The organism is Sphingomonas sp. Leaf357 (assembly GCF_001423845.1).
Classification (GTDB): Bacteria; Pseudomonadota; Alphaproteobacteria; order Sphingomonadales; family Sphingomonadaceae; genus Sphingomonas.
In genome coordinates, this window is record NZ_LMPM01000002.1 from 371,643 (window position 1) to 387,237 (window position 15,595).

19 protein-coding genes are annotated in these 15,595 nt (G+C 65.7%); 10 read left to right on the forward strand and 9 right to left on the reverse strand.

The genetic code is table 11. From position 1 onward, the window contains the following. Positions 1 to 428: 428 nt before the first annotated feature. The 3 genes from ASG11_RS14775 to petA are packed head-to-tail and all read right to left on the reverse strand — an operon-like array spanning position 429 to position 3,171. Entirely contained in the window at positions 429 to 1,268 is an 840-nt protein-coding gene (locus tag ASG11_RS14775) for a cytochrome c1 (RefSeq protein WP_055781752.1), read from the reverse strand. A gap of 21 nt (positions 1,269 to 1,289) precedes the next feature. Continuing rightward, a complete protein-coding gene (locus tag ASG11_RS14780; RefSeq protein WP_055781756.1) occupies positions 1,290 to 2,576 on the reverse strand; it encodes a cytochrome b in 1,287 nt (428 codons plus the stop codon). A 10-nt stretch (positions 2,577 to 2,586) separates the two neighbouring features. After that, a complete protein-coding gene (gene petA / locus ASG11_RS14785; RefSeq protein WP_055781759.1) occupies positions 2,587 to 3,171 on the reverse strand; it encodes a ubiquinol-cytochrome c reductase iron-sulfur subunit in 585 nt (194 codons plus the stop codon). 182 nt (positions 3,172 to 3,353) lie between these two features. On the opposite strand from petA, the gene ASG11_RS14790 reads away from it, so the two are divergent. Beyond that, on the forward strand, positions 3,354 to 3,803 hold the full coding sequence (locus tag ASG11_RS14790; RefSeq protein ID WP_055781762.1) for a tRNA (cytidine(34)-2'-O)-methyltransferase: 450 nt from the start codon (positions 3,354 to 3,356) through the stop codon (positions 3,801 to 3,803). Here ASG11_RS14790 and ASG11_RS14795 read toward each other — a convergent pair. Further along, complete coding sequence (locus ASG11_RS14795) at positions 3,800 to 4,552, reverse strand: cytochrome c (RefSeq protein ID WP_055781764.1); 753 nt, start codon at positions 4,550 to 4,552, stop codon at positions 3,800 to 3,802. The genes ASG11_RS14790 and ASG11_RS14795 overlap by 4 nt on opposite strands. A gap of 105 nt (positions 4,553 to 4,657) precedes the next feature. Here ASG11_RS14795 and hemF point away from each other — a divergent pair, with 105 nt between their 5' ends. Continuing rightward, positions 4,658 to 5,497 (forward strand): oxygen-dependent coproporphyrinogen oxidase, encoded by an 840-nt coding sequence (gene hemF, locus ASG11_RS14800; protein WP_055782753.1) that lies wholly within the window; start codon positions 4,658 to 4,660, stop codon positions 5,495 to 5,497. Between the two features lie 4 nt (positions 5,498 to 5,501). Beyond that, a complete protein-coding gene (locus ASG11_RS14805) occupies positions 5,502 to 6,095 on the forward strand; it encodes a GNAT family N-acetyltransferase (protein ID WP_055781768.1) in 594 nt (197 codons plus the stop codon). Here ASG11_RS14805 and ASG11_RS14810 read toward each other — a convergent pair. Beyond that, a complete protein-coding gene (locus tag ASG11_RS14810) occupies positions 6,065 to 6,814 on the reverse strand; it encodes a hypothetical protein (RefSeq protein WP_156363828.1) in 750 nt (249 codons plus the stop codon). The genes ASG11_RS14805 and ASG11_RS14810 overlap by 31 nt on opposite strands. An 8-nt stretch (positions 6,815 to 6,822) precedes the next feature. Next, positions 6,823 to 7,659 (reverse strand): hypothetical protein, encoded by an 837-nt coding sequence (locus ASG11_RS14815; protein ID WP_236697534.1) that lies wholly within the window; start codon positions 7,657 to 7,659, stop codon positions 6,823 to 6,825. A gap of 120 nt (positions 7,660 to 7,779) precedes the next feature. Between ASG11_RS14815 and lipB the strand changes: the two genes are divergently transcribed. The 4 genes from lipB to ASG11_RS14835 all read left to right on the forward strand — a co-directional run bounded on the left by lipB (position 7,780) and on the right by ASG11_RS14835 (position 10,721). Beyond that, positions 7,780 to 8,442: a lipoyl(octanoyl) transferase LipB gene (gene lipB, locus ASG11_RS14820; protein WP_236697535.1), complete on the forward strand. Its 663-nt coding sequence runs from the start codon at positions 7,780 to 7,782 to the stop codon at positions 8,440 to 8,442. Positions 8,443 to 8,534: 92 nt separating this feature from the next. After that, positions 8,535 to 8,801 (forward strand): hypothetical protein, encoded by a 267-nt coding sequence (locus ASG11_RS14825; protein ID WP_055781776.1) that lies wholly within the window; start codon positions 8,535 to 8,537, stop codon positions 8,799 to 8,801. A 212-nt stretch (positions 8,802 to 9,013) separates the two neighbouring features. After that, positions 9,014 to 9,691: a hypothetical protein gene (locus tag ASG11_RS14830; RefSeq protein ID WP_055781779.1), complete on the forward strand. Its 678-nt coding sequence runs from the start codon at positions 9,014 to 9,016 to the stop codon at positions 9,689 to 9,691. 94 nt (positions 9,692 to 9,785) lie between these two features. Beyond that, the gene (locus ASG11_RS14835; protein ID WP_055781781.1) at positions 9,786 to 10,721 is read left to right on the forward strand and encodes a 50S ribosomal protein L11 methyltransferase; all 936 of its coding nucleotides are present in this window, start codon (positions 9,786 to 9,788) and stop codon (positions 10,719 to 10,721) included. 92 nt (positions 10,722 to 10,813) lie between these two features. Here ASG11_RS14835 and phhA read toward each other — a convergent pair whose 3' ends face one another. After that, positions 10,814 to 11,677, reverse strand: a complete 864-nt coding sequence (gene phhA, locus ASG11_RS14840; RefSeq protein WP_055781784.1) for a phenylalanine 4-monooxygenase — start codon at positions 11,675 to 11,677, stop codon at positions 10,814 to 10,816. 23 nt (positions 11,678 to 11,700) lie between these two features. On the opposite strand from phhA, the gene ASG11_RS14845 reads away from it, so the two are divergent. After that, a complete protein-coding gene (locus ASG11_RS14845; protein ID WP_055781787.1) occupies positions 11,701 to 12,426 on the forward strand; it encodes an esterase/lipase family protein in 726 nt (241 codons plus the stop codon). Positions 12,427 to 12,554: 128 nt separating this feature from the next. On the opposite strand, the gene ASG11_RS14850 is transcribed toward ASG11_RS14845, so the two are convergent. Beyond that, positions 12,555 to 12,827, reverse strand: coding sequence for a hypothetical protein (locus ASG11_RS14850; protein WP_055781790.1), 273 nt, complete (start codon positions 12,825 to 12,827; stop codon positions 12,555 to 12,557). 3 nt (positions 12,828 to 12,830) lie between these two features. Beyond that, the gene (locus ASG11_RS14855; RefSeq protein WP_055782758.1) at positions 12,831 to 13,811 is read right to left on the reverse strand and encodes a glycerophosphodiester phosphodiesterase; all 981 of its coding nucleotides are present in this window, start codon (positions 13,809 to 13,811) and stop codon (positions 12,831 to 12,833) included. Between the two features lie 219 nt (positions 13,812 to 14,030). On the opposite strand from ASG11_RS14855, the gene ASG11_RS14860 reads away from it, so the two are divergent. Together ASG11_RS14860 and ASG11_RS14865 are read left to right on the forward strand one after the other, a co-directional pair. Continuing rightward, entirely contained in the window at positions 14,031 to 14,993 is a 963-nt protein-coding gene (locus tag ASG11_RS14860; protein ID WP_055781793.1) for an XdhC family protein, read from the forward strand. Further along, positions 14,990 to 15,565, forward strand: a complete 576-nt coding sequence (locus ASG11_RS14865; RefSeq protein ID WP_055781796.1) for a nucleotidyltransferase family protein — start codon at positions 14,990 to 14,992, stop codon at positions 15,563 to 15,565. The genes ASG11_RS14860 and ASG11_RS14865 overlap by 4 nt, the downstream gene beginning before the upstream one ends. The last annotated feature ends 30 nt before the right edge of the window (positions 15,566 to 15,595 follow it).

Consider the following 15,595-nt stretch of genomic DNA (forward strand, 5'->3'; position numbering starts at 1 on the left):
GGCGTGACACGCGCCGCAGACCCGGAGAGAACGAGGGGCTGAAGGATATCGTTCCGTCGCGGCGAGGTGTGTGCTGGGTCGATTGAGGACGATTGGATCTTATCCCGCCATCCCCGCAAAGGCGGGGAGCCCGCTGCCCTGCCCGCGCTCAAATGAACAAGCGGGATCCCGCATCACGTCCGGGATGACGGGGTACGGCGATTGAGACCGGATTCGCCACGCCCACTCCGTTCGCCCCGAGACTGTCGAAGGGCAAGCGCAGCGCTTGGGCTTCGACAGGCTCAGCCCGAACGGGGTATGTAGCATGCCTTAAACTGGCTCGACGTCCGGCCCGGCGTCGCGGCAAAGCCGCGCCGTCGGTCGGGCTGCGCCCGCCGGCCGTGATCGAGGCCGAGACGCGGATTAGCTTTCGCTAATCCGCTGCCCGATCAATGCTTAACGTTGCGCCAGACGTTCTGATACGCGCCATACGCTAGGACGCAGAAGATCAACAGAAACAGCATCGCCGCGAGGCCGGCGCTGTGGCGGGTCTGCATCTTCGGCTCGGCGGTCCAGGTGAGGAACGCCGCGACGTCCTTCGCCATCTGGTCGACCGTCGATTTGGTGCCGTCGCTGTACGTCACCTGGCCATCGGCGGTCAGCGGCGGCGCCATCGCGATGTTGAGGTTCGCGAAATACGGATTGTAGTGCAGCCCCGCCGGCGTCTTCGCATCCGGGAACTTCTTCAGCAGCTCGGCCGGCTGGTTCTGGAACCCGGTGAGCAGCGAATAGATATAGGCCGGGCCGTCATGACGCGCCTTGGTCATCAGCGACAGATCTGGCGGCAGCGCGTTGTTGTTCGCGGCGCGGGCCGCGACGTCGTTCGCGAACGGCGACGGGAAACGATCCGACGGAACGCCCTTGCGCGTGGCAACCTCGCCCGTGTCCGGATTGATCGACGGGATATTGTCGTAGCTTGCGGCGAACGCCTTCACCTGGCCGTCGCTATAGCCCATGTCCTTGATGTCGCGGAACGACACCAGGCGCAACGAGTGGCAGGCCGAGCAGACTTCCTTGTACACCTGCAGGCCGCGCTGGACCTGGCGCATGTCGAATTTGCCGAGCGGGCCGTTGCTGGCCAGATCGAGGTCCTTCGGATGGCGATGGAATTCATGCTCGGCAGTCGGTGCCGGAGGATCGGTGATCACCCCGGAAACGCTGCTGAACAGAGCGATCGCGAGGACGCCGGCAAAGGCGATCCCGACGAGCATTGCGATAAAGCGAACCATGTCGATACCCCTCTTGTTCGCTTACGACGCCAGCGCGCTGTGCGCGGGGCTGGTGCCGCCATGCTTCGCCAGCACCGCCTCGGTAATCGAATTCGGTAGCGGCAGCGGCCGTTCCGAACGCGAGATCATCGGCAGGATGATCAGGAAGTGCGCGAAATAGTAGATCGCGGCGATCTGGCTGGTGATGACATAGGCCGGATCGGCCGCCGAGCCACCGCAATAGCCGAGGATCAGCACGTCGAGCACCAGCACCCAGAACGCAATCCGCGCCTTCGGGCGATAATTGTTCGACCGCACCGGCGAGCTATCCAGCCAGGGCAGGAAGAACAGCAGCAGGATCGAACCGAACATCGCCAGCACGCCCCACAGCTTCGCCGGCAAGATGAAATCCGCGGTGAAGGCGCGCAGGATCGCGTAGAACGGCCAGAAATACCATTCCGGAACGATGTGCGCGGGCGTCGAGAGCGGGTTCGCCGGAATGTAGTTGTCCGGGTGTCCGAGATAGTTCGGGTAGAAGAATAGCAGGCCTGCGAACACGAGCAGGAAGATGCCGAGGCCGAAGCCGTCCTTCGCGGTGTAGTAAGGATGGAACGGTACCGTATCCTGTTCGCCCTTCACCGCCACGCCGGTCGGGTTGTTCGACCCAGGAATGTGCAGCGCCCAGATGTGCAGGATGATGACGGCTGCGATCACGAACGGCAGCAGATAGTGCAGCGAGAAGAAGCGGTTGAGCGCCGCGTCGTCCGGCGCGAAGCCGCCGAGCAACCACACGCGGATCGTTTCGCCGACCCCCGGTATCGCCGAGAAGAAGCCGGTAATCACCTGCGCGCCCCAGAAGCTCATCTGGCCCCATGGCAGAACGTAGCCCATGAACGCGGTGGCCATCATCAGCAGGAAGATCACGACGCCGAGCAGCCACACCATCTCTCGCGGAGCCTTGTAGGATCCGTAATAGAGTCCGCGGAAGATGTGCAGATAGACGACGATGAAGAACATCGACGCGCCGTTTGCGTGGGCATAGCGCAGGAACCACCCGGCGTTGACGTCGCGCATGATGTGTTCGACCGAATCGAACGCCACGCCGCCATTGGCCGCGTAGTGCATGGCGAGCACGATACCGGTAATGATCTGGATGCCGAGCGCCGCGCCCGCGAGCACGCCGAAGTTCCAGAAGTAATTGAGGTTGCGCGGCACCGGATAGCCCGCACCGACCGCGTTGTAGACGAGACGCGGAACGGGCAGCCGTTCGTCCATCCACTTCATGAATGGATTGGTCGGTGCGTAATGCTTGGCCCAGGGAAAGCTCATATCTGGATCCTCAACCGACGGTCACGGTCGTGTCTGACGAAAACTTGTAGTCCGGCACGTGCAGGTTCAGCGGTGCCGGGCCTTTGCGGATGCGCGCAGCGGTATCGTAGGCCGAACCGTGGCACGGGCAGAAATAGCCGCCGAACGGCCCGCGATTCTCGCCCTCGCCGGCGCCCAGCGGAACGCAGCCGAGATGGGTGCAGACACCCATCGTGATCAGCCAGTTCTTCTTGCCTTCCTTCGTGCGCTGCTCGAGCGTCTGCGGATCGCGCAGTTCGCTGACCGGCACGGCATCGGCCGCGGCGATCTCGGCCGGGGTCAGGTTGCGCACGAACAGCGGCTGCTTGCGGAACGAGGTCTTGATCGCCTGGCCGGGCACGATCTTGGACAGATCAATCTCGGTCGTCGCCTGCGCCAGCACGTCCGCGCTCGGGTTCATCTGGTTGATGAGCGGCAGCAGGACGGTCGCGCCGCCGACGCCGATCCAGGCGACGGCTGCGATGTTGATGAAGTCGCGCCGACGCGGGTCGGAGACCTCCTCGTGGTAAGGAGCCGGATCTTCACCGGGGGGGACAGCGGTATCCACACTAGCCATGCACTTGCCCTTGCAACTTATCCGGCGATTCATCGGGGCCGCACACGCGACGAGATCAGATACGCGTCCCCGATCCCCCGTTCCCGCGGGGGCCGCCGTGCTGATAGACGCGGGAGATACGCTTTGCCAACAGCATTTTGGCCTGTTGTCGCGGGCACGCCCTATGTGCGAATGGTTCGCAGATGCGCATAGCCCTGTACCAGCCCGATATCGCCGGCAATGTCGGTGCCATCCTCCGCACCGCCGCCTGCCTCGGGCTCGGCGTAGATCTGATCGAACCGATGGGATTCGCGTGGAGCGACAAGGCATTGGCGCGGGCCGGCATGGATTATGTCGGCGCGGTAGATGTCGTGCGCCATGCCGATTGGGAAACCTTTGCCGCCGGCGTGCGGGGGCGGATCGTGCTGCTCACGACCAAGGGCGCGGTGCGGCTGCACGCGGCCCAGTTCCGCGCCGACGACCTGCTGCTGATGGGCAGCGAGGGCGCGGGCGTGCCGGAAGCGGTGCATGATCGCGCCGATCTGCGCGTGGTGATCCCGATGCGGCCCGGCATGCGATCGATGAACATCTCGGTATCGGCGGCGATCGTGGCGAGCGAGGCGCTGCGGCAGACCGGAGGCTGGCCGGACTAGCGTCGCTGCGCCCTCGCCTCGAGATAGGCGTGCATATCCGCGATCTCGGCATCGGACAAGGCATGAAGCCGTTTGGGTGCCTCCTCGCTCATCAGGCCGACGAGACGGTGACCCCGCGCGCGCCCGGTGCGCAGCAACGTCGTCAGTTCGGGCAGGCCATAGGCGGCGGCCACCGCGAGATCCGGCGCATCGCCGGGCCTCGGATCCTTCGGCCCATGCAGATCGGGGCCGTGACATTCCGCGCAGGCCAATCGGGTCAGGTACCGGCCCCGCTCGGTCGCCGGGCCGGTCTCGATCGGCTCGCGCCCCTTCAATCGCTCCGCTTCGCTCGCCGAATCCTGAAATCCGGCCTTGAGCGCCAGCGCGAATTGCGGCCCGCGCACGATCGCGGGATGATCCTTCCCGCTCGGCGGTACGCTGCGCAGCCACGCGAGCAGATCGCGCAGGTCGGCATCGTCGATCGCCCGATGCGCAAAGGTCGGCATGAACCACAAGGCGCTGCCGTCGGGGCGCCGGCCGGTGCGCAGCGTCGCGGCCAGTTCCGGATCGCTCCGGCGCGGGACGATCCTGGACAGGTTGGCGCTGTATGCGATCGCGAAATCGGCATTCTCTTCGAAGAGATGACCGTCGAGCCGTTCGCCGTGGCAACTGATGCAGCCCATGAAGGTCGCGATGCGCCGGCCATGCGCGACATCCGGTGCCTTGGCACACCCGGCCAGCAGGATCGCCACCCCCAATATCCAGCGCATATCCCTCTCCCCCGACAAGGCTGATGGGATCTGGATCGCACGACTTGGGGCAGGCCTCAATCCTCCCCCTCCCCGTGCCGGGGAGGATCGGTTATGGGCGACGGCATGATACTCGATTCCGAACAGACCGCCGCCCGAACCTGGTTCGAATCCCTTCGCGACCGGATCTGCGCCGAGTTCGTGGCGATCGAACGCGAGGCGGGCTCCGACGCGGATTTCGACTATATCGCGTGGGACCGCACCGACCCTAGTGGCGAGCCGGGCGGTGGCGGCGTGCGCGGGGTGATGAAGGGGCGGGTGTTCGAGAAGGTCGGGGTCAACGTCTCGACCGTCGGCGGAACGCTGGAGGGCGATTTTGCCAAGTCGATCAACGGCGCGGCCGATGATCCGGCCTTCTTCGCTACCGGCATCAGCCTGGTCGCGCACATGGCCAATCCGCACGTGCCGGCGGTGCACATGAACTGCCGCTTCCTCGTCACCACCAAGCGCTGGTTCGGCGGCGGCGCGGATCTCAACCCGCCTCTCCCGGTGGCGGCGGACACCGAGGATTTCCACGCCACGCTGAAGGCCGCGTGCGATGCGCATGCGCCGGGGGATTATCCCCGGTTCAGCAAATGGGCGGAGGACTATTTCTACATTCCGCACCGCCAGGTCCATCGCGGCGTCGGGGGGATTTTCTTCGATCATTTGGAGGGCGATTTCGCGGCGAACTTCGCCTTCACGCAGGATGTCGGGCGCGCGTTTCTCGACACTTACCCGCGAATCGTGCGGCGGCGGATGAACGATGCGTTCGACGATGCCGACATTGCCGCGATGCACGCGTGGCGCGGGCGCTATGCCGAATTCAACCTCGTTTACGATCGCGGCACGTTGTTCGGGCTGAAGACCGGGGGCAATATCGACGCGATCCTAATGAGCCTGCCGCCCGTCGCGACGTGGGAGTGATCGAGTGGGACTGATCCCGGTCGCTCCCGACGAGGTGGCGACGATCGTCACCACGCTGGAGATGTCGAAGCGGCCCCCGGCCCGGCCGCTACCCGAATCGCGGCTGCGGCTGGTGCGCTGGGACTTGCCGTCGCCGGACGCGTATCGCGCCCTGTTTCGGCGCGTCGGTGCGCCGTGGCTGTGGTTTTCGCGCCTGATGATGGACGATGCGACGCTCGCCGCGATCATCCACCACCCGGACGTACGCATATTCGCGGCGACCGATCCGGCGGGGATCGAAATCGGCATGCTCGAACTCGATTTCCGCAACCCCGCCACCTGCGAGCTGTCCTATGTCGGGCTGATCCCGGAACTGACCGGGCAGGGCCATGGCCGCTGGCTAATGACGCACGCGCTGATGCTCGCCTGGGCCAAGGGGGTCGAGCGCGTGTGGGTGCACACCTGCACGCTCGATCACCCGAGTGCGCTCGGTTTCTACCGCGCGTCCGGCTTCACCGCCGTGTCACGCACGATCGAGACGTTCCCCGATCCGCGGATCAGCGGTGCCTTGCCCGCCGATGCCGCGCCTCAGATCCCGTCGTTCGCCAGCCGGCGATAGACCGTGACCTGAAGCAGGATCGCGGCGAGCAACATCACCGCCACCGCCGCGGCGCCGCCGATATCGGCGAGCGCGATGACGATCGGGTTCGGCGCATCCGCCCGGAGCGCTTTGTCGATCAGTACGAACGGCGCGCCGAGCAGCACGCCACCAATGACGGTGAGGGAGACCAGCCCGGACAGGACCAGGCCATTGCCCTTCGTCAGCCGCCAGCTGCGCCCGATCGCCGCACGCACGCCAAGCGGTCTTTCCGTGCGCCGATCGGCCAGCACCGGCCCGGTCAGCATCAGCCGGCCGAGCAGATACAGCGCCGGGATCAGCAGCACCGCCCAGTACAATCCGATCCCCAGCGGCAACCCGGTGATGATCATCGCCAGCAGAAAGCGCGGGAATTGCCGCACCGCGCCGGTCATCGCCAGCTTCACGTCGGGCCGGTCGCGGCGCAGATATAGCGACAGCACGACCAAAGTACCGAAATGCACGAGCACCGTCGCGCCGAGATACCAGCCGCCATTGGCCGCGATCCAGTTGGCCAGCACCTGCGCCAGCGCGCGTTGCTCCGCCTCGCCCATGTCCGGGGTCAGCGCGATCGTCGGCATGGCCGGCACGATCATCAGCATCGCGAGTTGCGGCACGAACAGGAAAGCGGAGGCGATGCGCACCAACAGGTCGGCATCGCGCCGGAACAGCGCCCAGGCGTCGCGCAGGACGCCCATCATATCCAGCCTCATACCGGCTCGACGATCGTCCCGCGCGCATCGGCGACGGCGAGGTACAGCTTGGCGGTGAAGGCGCAGGCGAGCAGCACGAACACGGTCTGCACGATCGCGACGATCAACGCCGTCAGCACGCCGGCCGGCGTGATCAGCCCCTCCCCGCCCAGCGCCAGCCGCAGCACCGAGCCGAACACCGTGCGCGTCGCCAAAATCGCGACCCCGGCGACGATGCCGTAGAGGATCAGCATGCCGATGATCTTCCACACCAGCCCGCGCGACAGGGCGAAGGACCGGCCGATCGATCCCAACCCACGCCGTTCGCACACCACCACCGGCGTCAGCAGCGCCAGCCGCGCGCCGACGAAGATCAGCACCGGCACGAGAACGATTGTGTAGATCGAGATGATCCCCGCGGCCGCCGGCGGAATGTTGACCTGCGCGCCATTGGCCATGGCCGCCTGCATATCCATGCCGTATCCCGCTAGCACGAACGGGATCGGCAGCATCACGATCACGAACGCCACCAGCAGCACCAGCAGGACACCGAGGAACGGCAGCAGCCGCCGGAGCGCCACCTGCATCGCCGCCCCACGCCCCACGATCCGGTCGAGCGCCAGCGCGACGATCGCCAGTTGCGCCCAGACGGTCACCAAAGTCAGCGCCAGCGAGATCAGATTGACCGGCAGCGCCGCCAGCCCGCCAGCCGCACCAAGCGGCGCGATGATCGCCGACACGGTCGACGGCACTACGATCGCCAGCACGGCGATCGGCAGGATCGCGGCGAGATGGTCGCCGAGGAATTCGGTCGCGCGGTCCCACACATTGCCCATGTTGACGCTGATCTTCACGCAATTCCCCATCGCAACACGCTCGAACCCACGCGTTAGCGCATGGCGGCGGCGCTTGCCAATGCTTGCATGCGCCCCCCGAGCTTGCACGCGACCCTTTGCGTGCGCACATGCGGTGGCGTGATACCCGATCCTTCCCCCGAATGGCGCGTGTCGCCCGGCCTCGTCGATTACGCGACCGCGCTCGCCGAAATGGAGGCGCGCGCCGCCGCCGTGGCGGCGGGCGATGCGCGCGAACTGCTGTGGCTGCTCGAACACCCTCCGGTTTACACCGCCGGCACCAGCGCGGCGGCGGACGAGTTGATCGATCCGCGCTTCCCGGTCGTATCCGCCGGACGCGGCGGGCGCTATACCTATCACGGGCCGGGGCAGCGGATCGGCTATCTCGTGCTGGATCTCAACCAGCGCGGGCGTGACGTGCGATGCTTCGTCCACAGTGTCGAAGGATGGGTGATCGCAGCGCTCGGCGAGATCGGTATCGAGGCGTTCCGCGCGCCGGGGCGGATCGGCATCTGGACGCTGGACGACGGCCGGGAGGCGAAGATCGGCGCGATCGGGGTGCGGGTGAAGCGCTGGATCACAATGCACGGCTTTTCGGTCAACCTGTCGCCCGACCTCGCGCATTTCGGTGGCATTGTGCCGTGCGGCATCGCCGATTACGGCGTGACGAGTGCGGCAACCCTCGGTAAAAGCGCGGATCTTGCAACTTTTGATGCCGCGCTTGCGTTGCATCGCGATGCGTTTCTCGAAACACTTTCTTGTGGCGCACAAAACTCCGCTTGAGGCGGATTCGTAATCGCGTTAACGTCAACATCGGTTTGGGTATCAAAAAGCCAGCAGGCGTCGCCAAATCCGTTATCTAGGGAGCTTTCCAAATGCGTGCACTCATCTCCAAGGTTCTGACCGGTTCCATGATCGCCGGCGCGGCGCTGATGGTATCGGCTTGCGGCCCGAAGACCGAAACGACCACCGAGAACACGATGGTCACCGATCTGAACGCCACCGAAGGCATGGACACGATGTCCGACAACATGACCGCCGTCGACGGTGCGATGGACAATGGCGCAATGGCCAACGACACCATGATGTCGAACGACACCATGATGACGACCAACACCACGACGACCAACACCTCGATGTAATCAGCCTTTCGGGACTGATCCGTGAAGGGGCCGTCCGGGCGACCGGGCGGCCCCTTTCGATTCTGCCGTCGGAAATCCCGCCGATCCCGCGTCGGACGGCGCGGCGGCGAAGATGCGCCGGACCGCTGTAATGGCGGCATAAAAATGGTTGGGAACCTGCGCGAAAAGCCTTAATCGGGCAGTGCCGTGCGATTTGGTTAAGGGTGTTGCAGATGACAGTGTTGCGTTCCGTTCTGGCGACCGTAATGGCCGCCGGCGTGCTTGCCGCCAGCCCGGCATCGGCACAGTTTTTCATGAAATCGCACGATTTCAGCGGCGAACCGGTGCGGGGCGACGAACCTGGCATCGGACTGGATTTGCCCGATGCGACCGAGGCGGAACTGACCGCCGGTCTGGTCTGGAACCTTCGTGCCGCACTCAACATCGCCGCGCTGCAATGCCAGTTCGCCCCGACATTGCTCACCGTGCCGCAATATAACGGCATGATGATCGACCACGCCGCCGAGCTGAAATCGACCTATGCCACACTCGCCAAATATTTCGCGCGCAAGAACAAGGCACCGAAGGCGGCGCAGAACGCGCTCGATCAGTTCGGCACGCGCATCTACGGCAGCTTTTCGACCACCGCCGCGCAATACGGCTTCTGCCAGGTCGCCTCGAACATCGGTCGGGACGCGATCTTCCTGCCGCGTGGTTCGTTGCACACGCTCGCCAAGCAGCGCATGCGCGAATTCCGCAACGCGCTCGTTCCGTGGGGCGAACAGCGTTTTCCGCGCGGCATCGGCTTCGACCGTACCATCCTCGTCCCGCGCATGGACCCGATCTGCTGGAAGAAGGACGAGTGGAACACCAAAACCTGCGGCCCAACGGTCCAATGGGTGGTGCGCTAGGGGGCAGCGCGATGCCGCCGATCCCCGACCGTTCGCATCGGGCAGAACCTGAAAGCGGGACCGCCGCAGCACGACCGGACGGACTGTCGGACAGATGATCGATTCCTGGAAGCTCACTCTGCCGTGCACGCGCGCGGAGGCCGAGGCGATCGACGCCGCCGACGATCTTGCAATCGACGCGGTGATCATGACGACCGAAACGGTCGAGGACGATGTCGAGACGTGGCGGCTGGACGCCTATAGCGAGCATGAACCGGGCCCGGCGATGATCGCCGCGCTCAAGGCCTTGGTACCGAGCGCCGCCGATATCGACCCCGTGATCGAAGCGCTCAGCCCCAAAGACTGGGTGACGATGAGCCAGGCGGGGCTCGAGCCGATCCGCGAGGGGCGCTTCGTCGTGCACACCAGCGCGCATCCGATCGACCCTCCGGAGGGCGGCCGGGCGTTCCTGATCGATGCCGGGAATGCCTTCGGCACCGGGCATCATGCCACGACCAGCGGGTGCCTGAACATGCTCGACGGGCTGGCCGATCGCGATTTCGCCAATGTGATCGATATCGGCACCGGCACCGGCCTGCTCGCCTTCGCGGCGGCACACCTGTGGCCGGGCGCCGCGATCATGGCAACCGACATCGACCCCGCCGCCGTGGAGGTGACGCGCGACAACGCCGCGCGCAACGGCGTGGAGGGCATCGCGCTCGTCACCGCGGACGGCGCGCTGGACGACACGATCACGTCGCGCGCGCCCTACGACCTCGTCATCGCCAACATCCTTGCCGGCCCGCTCGTCTCGATGGCACCGGAACTGGCCGCGATCTCGGACGAGGGCGCGACGATCGTGCTGGCGGGACTGTTGGACACGCAGCGTCAGGCGGTGGTCGATGCGTTTACGGCCTGCGGCGCGACGCTGGACGCGGTGGACAGGCGCGGCGACTGGACGATCCTGCGGCTCACGGCCAGTGCGGAACGCTATGAGCCGACCAAGCCGTTCGATCCCAAGGGTCGCGATGGCTGGGCGCTGGATATCTAATCCATCAGAGAATGCAGCGGCCGGCTAAGCCGCAAAAACCCGTACCGCAAGCGCTCGCGATAAACGCGCTCGATATGGTTAGGGCTTTAACTCTAACTATTACCCGAAGCATAGGCTTGCGTGCCCCGCGTGATCACCTCGTCGCCGGGCTCGATCTGCGCCACCGGGATGTCGGGCAGCGCCTTCAGTTCCTCGTAGAGCGGCGCGAAATCCGTCTCCACGGTCAGGCGCAGCAGTTCGTCGAAGCTGGGAATCACGAAATAGTTCTGCTGGAAATCATCGATCCGGTATTCGGTGCGCATCACCCGCGCCAGATCGAGGACTATCCGATTGGGCGACGGATCGTCCAGCGCGAAGCGGCTTTCCGCGAAGCTTGAGACGATGCCCGAGCCATAGATGCGCAGGCCCTCCGGCTCCGCGATCAGGCCGAATTCCACCGTGTACCAGTACAGGCGCCCGAGATATTTCAGCGCGTCCAGCCCCAGCGCGCGCTGCCCGCCGCGCCCATAGGCCGCGAGGTAATCGGCGAACACCGGATCCGCGAGCATCGGCACATGGCCGAACACGTCGTGGAAGACGTCGGGCTCCTGTAGATAGTCGAGCTGATCGGGGCGGCGGATGAAATTTCCGGCGACGAAGCGGCGATTGGCCATGTGATCGAAGAACACGTCGTCCGGCACCAGCCCCGGCACCGCGACGACCTGCCAGCCGGTCAATCGCATCAGCCGTTCGCTCAATTCCTCGAAATCCGGAATGCCGGGCTTGCTGAGCTTGAGCACGTCGAGCCCGCGCAGCCACGCATTGGAAGCGCGACCGGGCAGCAATTTGGCCTGCCGTTCGAACAACGTGTCCCAGGTCGCATGATCCTCGGCGGTATAATGCGACCAATCCTGCGGGATCGTCCAATCGGCGGAAGCATTCGGCGGGCTGTTCAGAACATGCGTATCGTCGGTCATGCGAATGCCATATCACAGGCTGCATGCCGCAGGAAACGGATGCACGCCCACCTTCCAAATTGCTCTGGGCGCTGGAAGTGCCGCGGGCCTTCGCCAGCCTGCCGCCACTGATCGCGGCGCGGCGCCGGCTGATGGCGATGCCACGCGGCGACGGGCGGCCGGTGCTGATCCTGCCCGGTCTGGTCAATTCGGACCGTTCGACCTTCGTACTCAGGCGCTATCTGAACGCGCTCGGCTATCGCGCGGAAGGCTGGGGGCTGGGACGCAATCTCGGCAGCCGGGCGATCGGTGCCGAGGGCGAATTGCTGTTCGACCGCATCCGCCGGTTGCACGCCGAAACCGGAGAGCCGGTGACGCTGATCGGCATCAGCCTGGGCGGGATCATGGCGCGGCTCGCGGCGCACCGCCTGAGCGACGCGGTGCGCGAGGTGATCACGATCAGCTCGCCTTATGCCGGGCACCCGCGCGCGACCAACGTGTGGCGCGTGTTCGAACTGGTCAGCGGCGAGAAGGTCGATGCCGATCGCGTCACCCTGCAGCGCGCGGAGATCCTGGCACCGCTCCCCGTCCCCGCCACCGCGATCTGGAGCCGCAGCGACGGACTGGTCAACGGCACGATCTGCCGGGTGGAGGACGAACCCGGCTGCCGGGCGGTCGAGGTGCGGAGCAGCCACTTGTGGGTGCAGATGCGCGCCGAGGTGCTGGCGGCGGTGGCGGGGGTGTTGGGTGGGGTGGATCCTCAAAACTGAAACGTCGTCCTGACCTTGATTCAGGATCCAGGCGCGGTCATCCGCCGGCTCACGGACACCGTCTTTTTTGGCAAATGATCGCGCATGGATCCTGAAACGAGTTCAGGATGACGGGTGTTCGTTGAGGCTCAGTCCCGCCCCGCACGGAATCCGTCATAGGGCGGACATTCCGGATTCTTCCGGCATTGCTCCTGCCATTTGCGCCGTTCCTTGCCCTCGCGGGCTTCGTCCTTGCGCATCTTCTTGCCGTAATTGCGATCCGCCTCGCTCTGGCTGGTCGTCGTCCAGTCGACGCCCTTGCTGACCACCTTGACCGGCGCGGTGACGATGCTCGCGACGGTGCGGACGCAGCCGCCCGATACGATCGGCAGCAGGGCGAGGAGAAGGACGGCCTTACGCATTCATCATTTCCCCGATCGCGACGCAGCGCGCGCCTCGACCCCGATCGCGGTGAAATCGGTGAAGAAGCCATCGATGCCGAGATCGAGATAGCGCCGAATTTCGTCCGAAAGACGGCCATGCGCGCGCGGATTGACGCCGGACCACAGGGCCGGCGGCAGGAAGAAATTCTCCGCGCGGAACGTCCAGGGATGGACGCGCAGGCCCGCTGCATGCGCATTGGCGACCAATGTCGCGTCGACCATGTCCTTGTTCGGGCCGATCCCGTATGCATAGGCGGCCACCGCCTTGAACCCCTCGGGCGTGGTCATCGCGGCATAACTCGGCGTAGCATTGTCGGCCGGCGCGCCCTTCTTGTCCATCAGCTGGATCAGGCGAATCCTGGTCAGCTTGTGCAGCGCCTTGAGATTGTCGACCTCGAACGACTGGATGAATACCGGCGCACTCGCGCTGTCCCAGCCGGCCGCCTTCAGTTCGCGCACCAGATGCGCCTCCATCGGGTGGCCGATGCCGGCGAAGTAGCTCGGATGCTTGGTCTCGGGATAGATGCCGACCACGCGACCGCCGACGGAATGCTTCTTCGCCAGCGCGATGATCTCGGCCAAAGTCGGGATCTCGAACTGGCCGTCATATCTGGCGTTGTCGGGGCGCAGCAGCGGCAGGCGTTCCTTCGCGCGCAGCGTCTTCAGCTCGGCGAGCGTGAAATCCTCGGTGAACCAGCCGACATGCTTTTCGCCGTCGATCACCTTGGTTGTCTTGCGATCGGCGAATTCGGGGTGTTTGGCGACGTCGCTCGTCTCGGTGATGTCGTTTTCGTGACGGGCGACGAACACGTCGTCCTTGGTCAGCACCAGATCGGGCTCGATGAAGTCCGCGCCCTGCTCGATCGCCAGCGTGTAGGACGCGATCGTATGTTCCGGCCGCAGACCGCTGACGCCGCGATGCGCGATGATGATGACGGGCGAGAGCAGCTTCTGCTTGGTCATTACGGCGTCCTGCCCAGTGGCGCTTGCGGCGGTCAGCAGCGCCGCGATGGCCGTGATATACCGTCTGGCCTTAAAATGCGTCATACGGAAACGATCCCAATCCAGCGCGTTACTGCGCCATAGCGCAACGGGGGCGAGCCCGCACCGTGCCGTCCATGGCGCGGTGCTCGACTCACGGCCAGGCGATGCACGGGAATGATGACAGAATGACGATGCGCCATGGCCGATAACGATTCCGTACTGTCCGCAGCCGCCGCCTGGAAGGGCGCGCCGATGGCGATCGCCACCGTGGTGAGCACCTGGGGTTCGGCGCCGCGCCCGCGGGGCAGCCATATGATCGTGCACCGCGACGGCCGATTCGAAGGCTCCGTCTCGGGCGGCTGCGTGGAAAGCGACATTCTCGCCACCGCGGCGGAAGTGATCGCCGGCGCGCCGTTCGTCGTGAAGAGCTACGGCGTCGAGGATGCCGCCGCCTGGGAAGTCGGCCTGCCCTGCGGCGGCGAGATCGCGGTGATGGTGCAGCCGGTGTCGGCCGAGGGGTTCGATCCCGAACTGTTCGACCGCATTTCCGAAGCGCGTGATAGCGGCAAGGGGCTGTCGGTGACGACCGATCTCGACAGCGGTGCCAGTTCGCTGCGCCCGGCGCAGGGAGCGACGTTCGTCAACCGCTACGATCCGCCGCGCCGCCTGCTGATCGTCGGCGCGGTGCAGATCGCTCAGGCGCTGGCGGGCCTCGCGCGCGAACTGGGCGTCGCGACGGTCGTGATCGATCCGCGCGCGCGCTTCCTGACCGAGGAGCGCTTCCCTGGCGTAGCGCTCGACGATGGCTGGCCGGACGAGGCGGTCGCCGCCTATGCGCCCGGCCCGTCGACGGCCGTGGTGACGCTCAGCCACGACACCAAGATCGACGATCCGGCACTGATCGCCGCGCTCGCCAGCGACGCCGCTTATATCGGCGCGCTGGGATCGCGCCGCAGCCATGCCGCGCGGCGCGAGCGGCTCGCGGCGGCCGGCGTGAGCGAGGATCGGATCGACCGGATCGACGCGCCGGTCGGCCTGGATATCGGCGCGATCGGCCCGGCGGAGATCGCCCTTTCGATCGCCGCCGCGATGATCGCCGCGTTCAATGCCCGCGACGGCCTCAAGAAGCCGGCCGCCTCGCTGCTTGCGGCCGGGGCATGATCGTAGCCGACCGGACCGTGTTGATCCTGCTCGCCGCCGGTCGGTCCGAGCGGTTCGGCGCACTCGACAAACTGGAGCAGGATTTTCTTGGCCAGCCGCTCGCCTTCCACGTCGTCACCGCACTGGAGGCGGTGCCGTTCCGCGACCGGATCGTGGTGCAGAACGGGACCAATCTGGATTTCGCGGCGCGCGGTTATCGCGTGATCCACAACGAACAGCCCGAGATCGGCATGTCCAATTCGGTGAAGCTCGGCGTCGCCGCGGCACAGGCGGACGGCGCGGACGCGGTGCTGATCGCGCTGGCCGACATGCCGCGCGTCACCGCGACCCATGTCTATCGCCTGCTGGATGCGGCGTCGGGGCCGGATGCGGTGGTCGCGTCGAGCGACGGGGTGAAGCCGTGCCCGCCCGCCATATTCGGGGCGAACCGCTTCGAGACATTGCTCGCGCTGGAGGGCGACGAGGGTGCCAGGGCGATGGTCGCGGGCGGCAAGCACGTCATCGCGCCGGAGCATGAGCTGCTGGATATCGACCGGCCCGAGGATCTGGAGCGGTTGCGGGCGTTGCGGTGATGCGGCGGTCCCCTCACCTGTCAAGCTCTC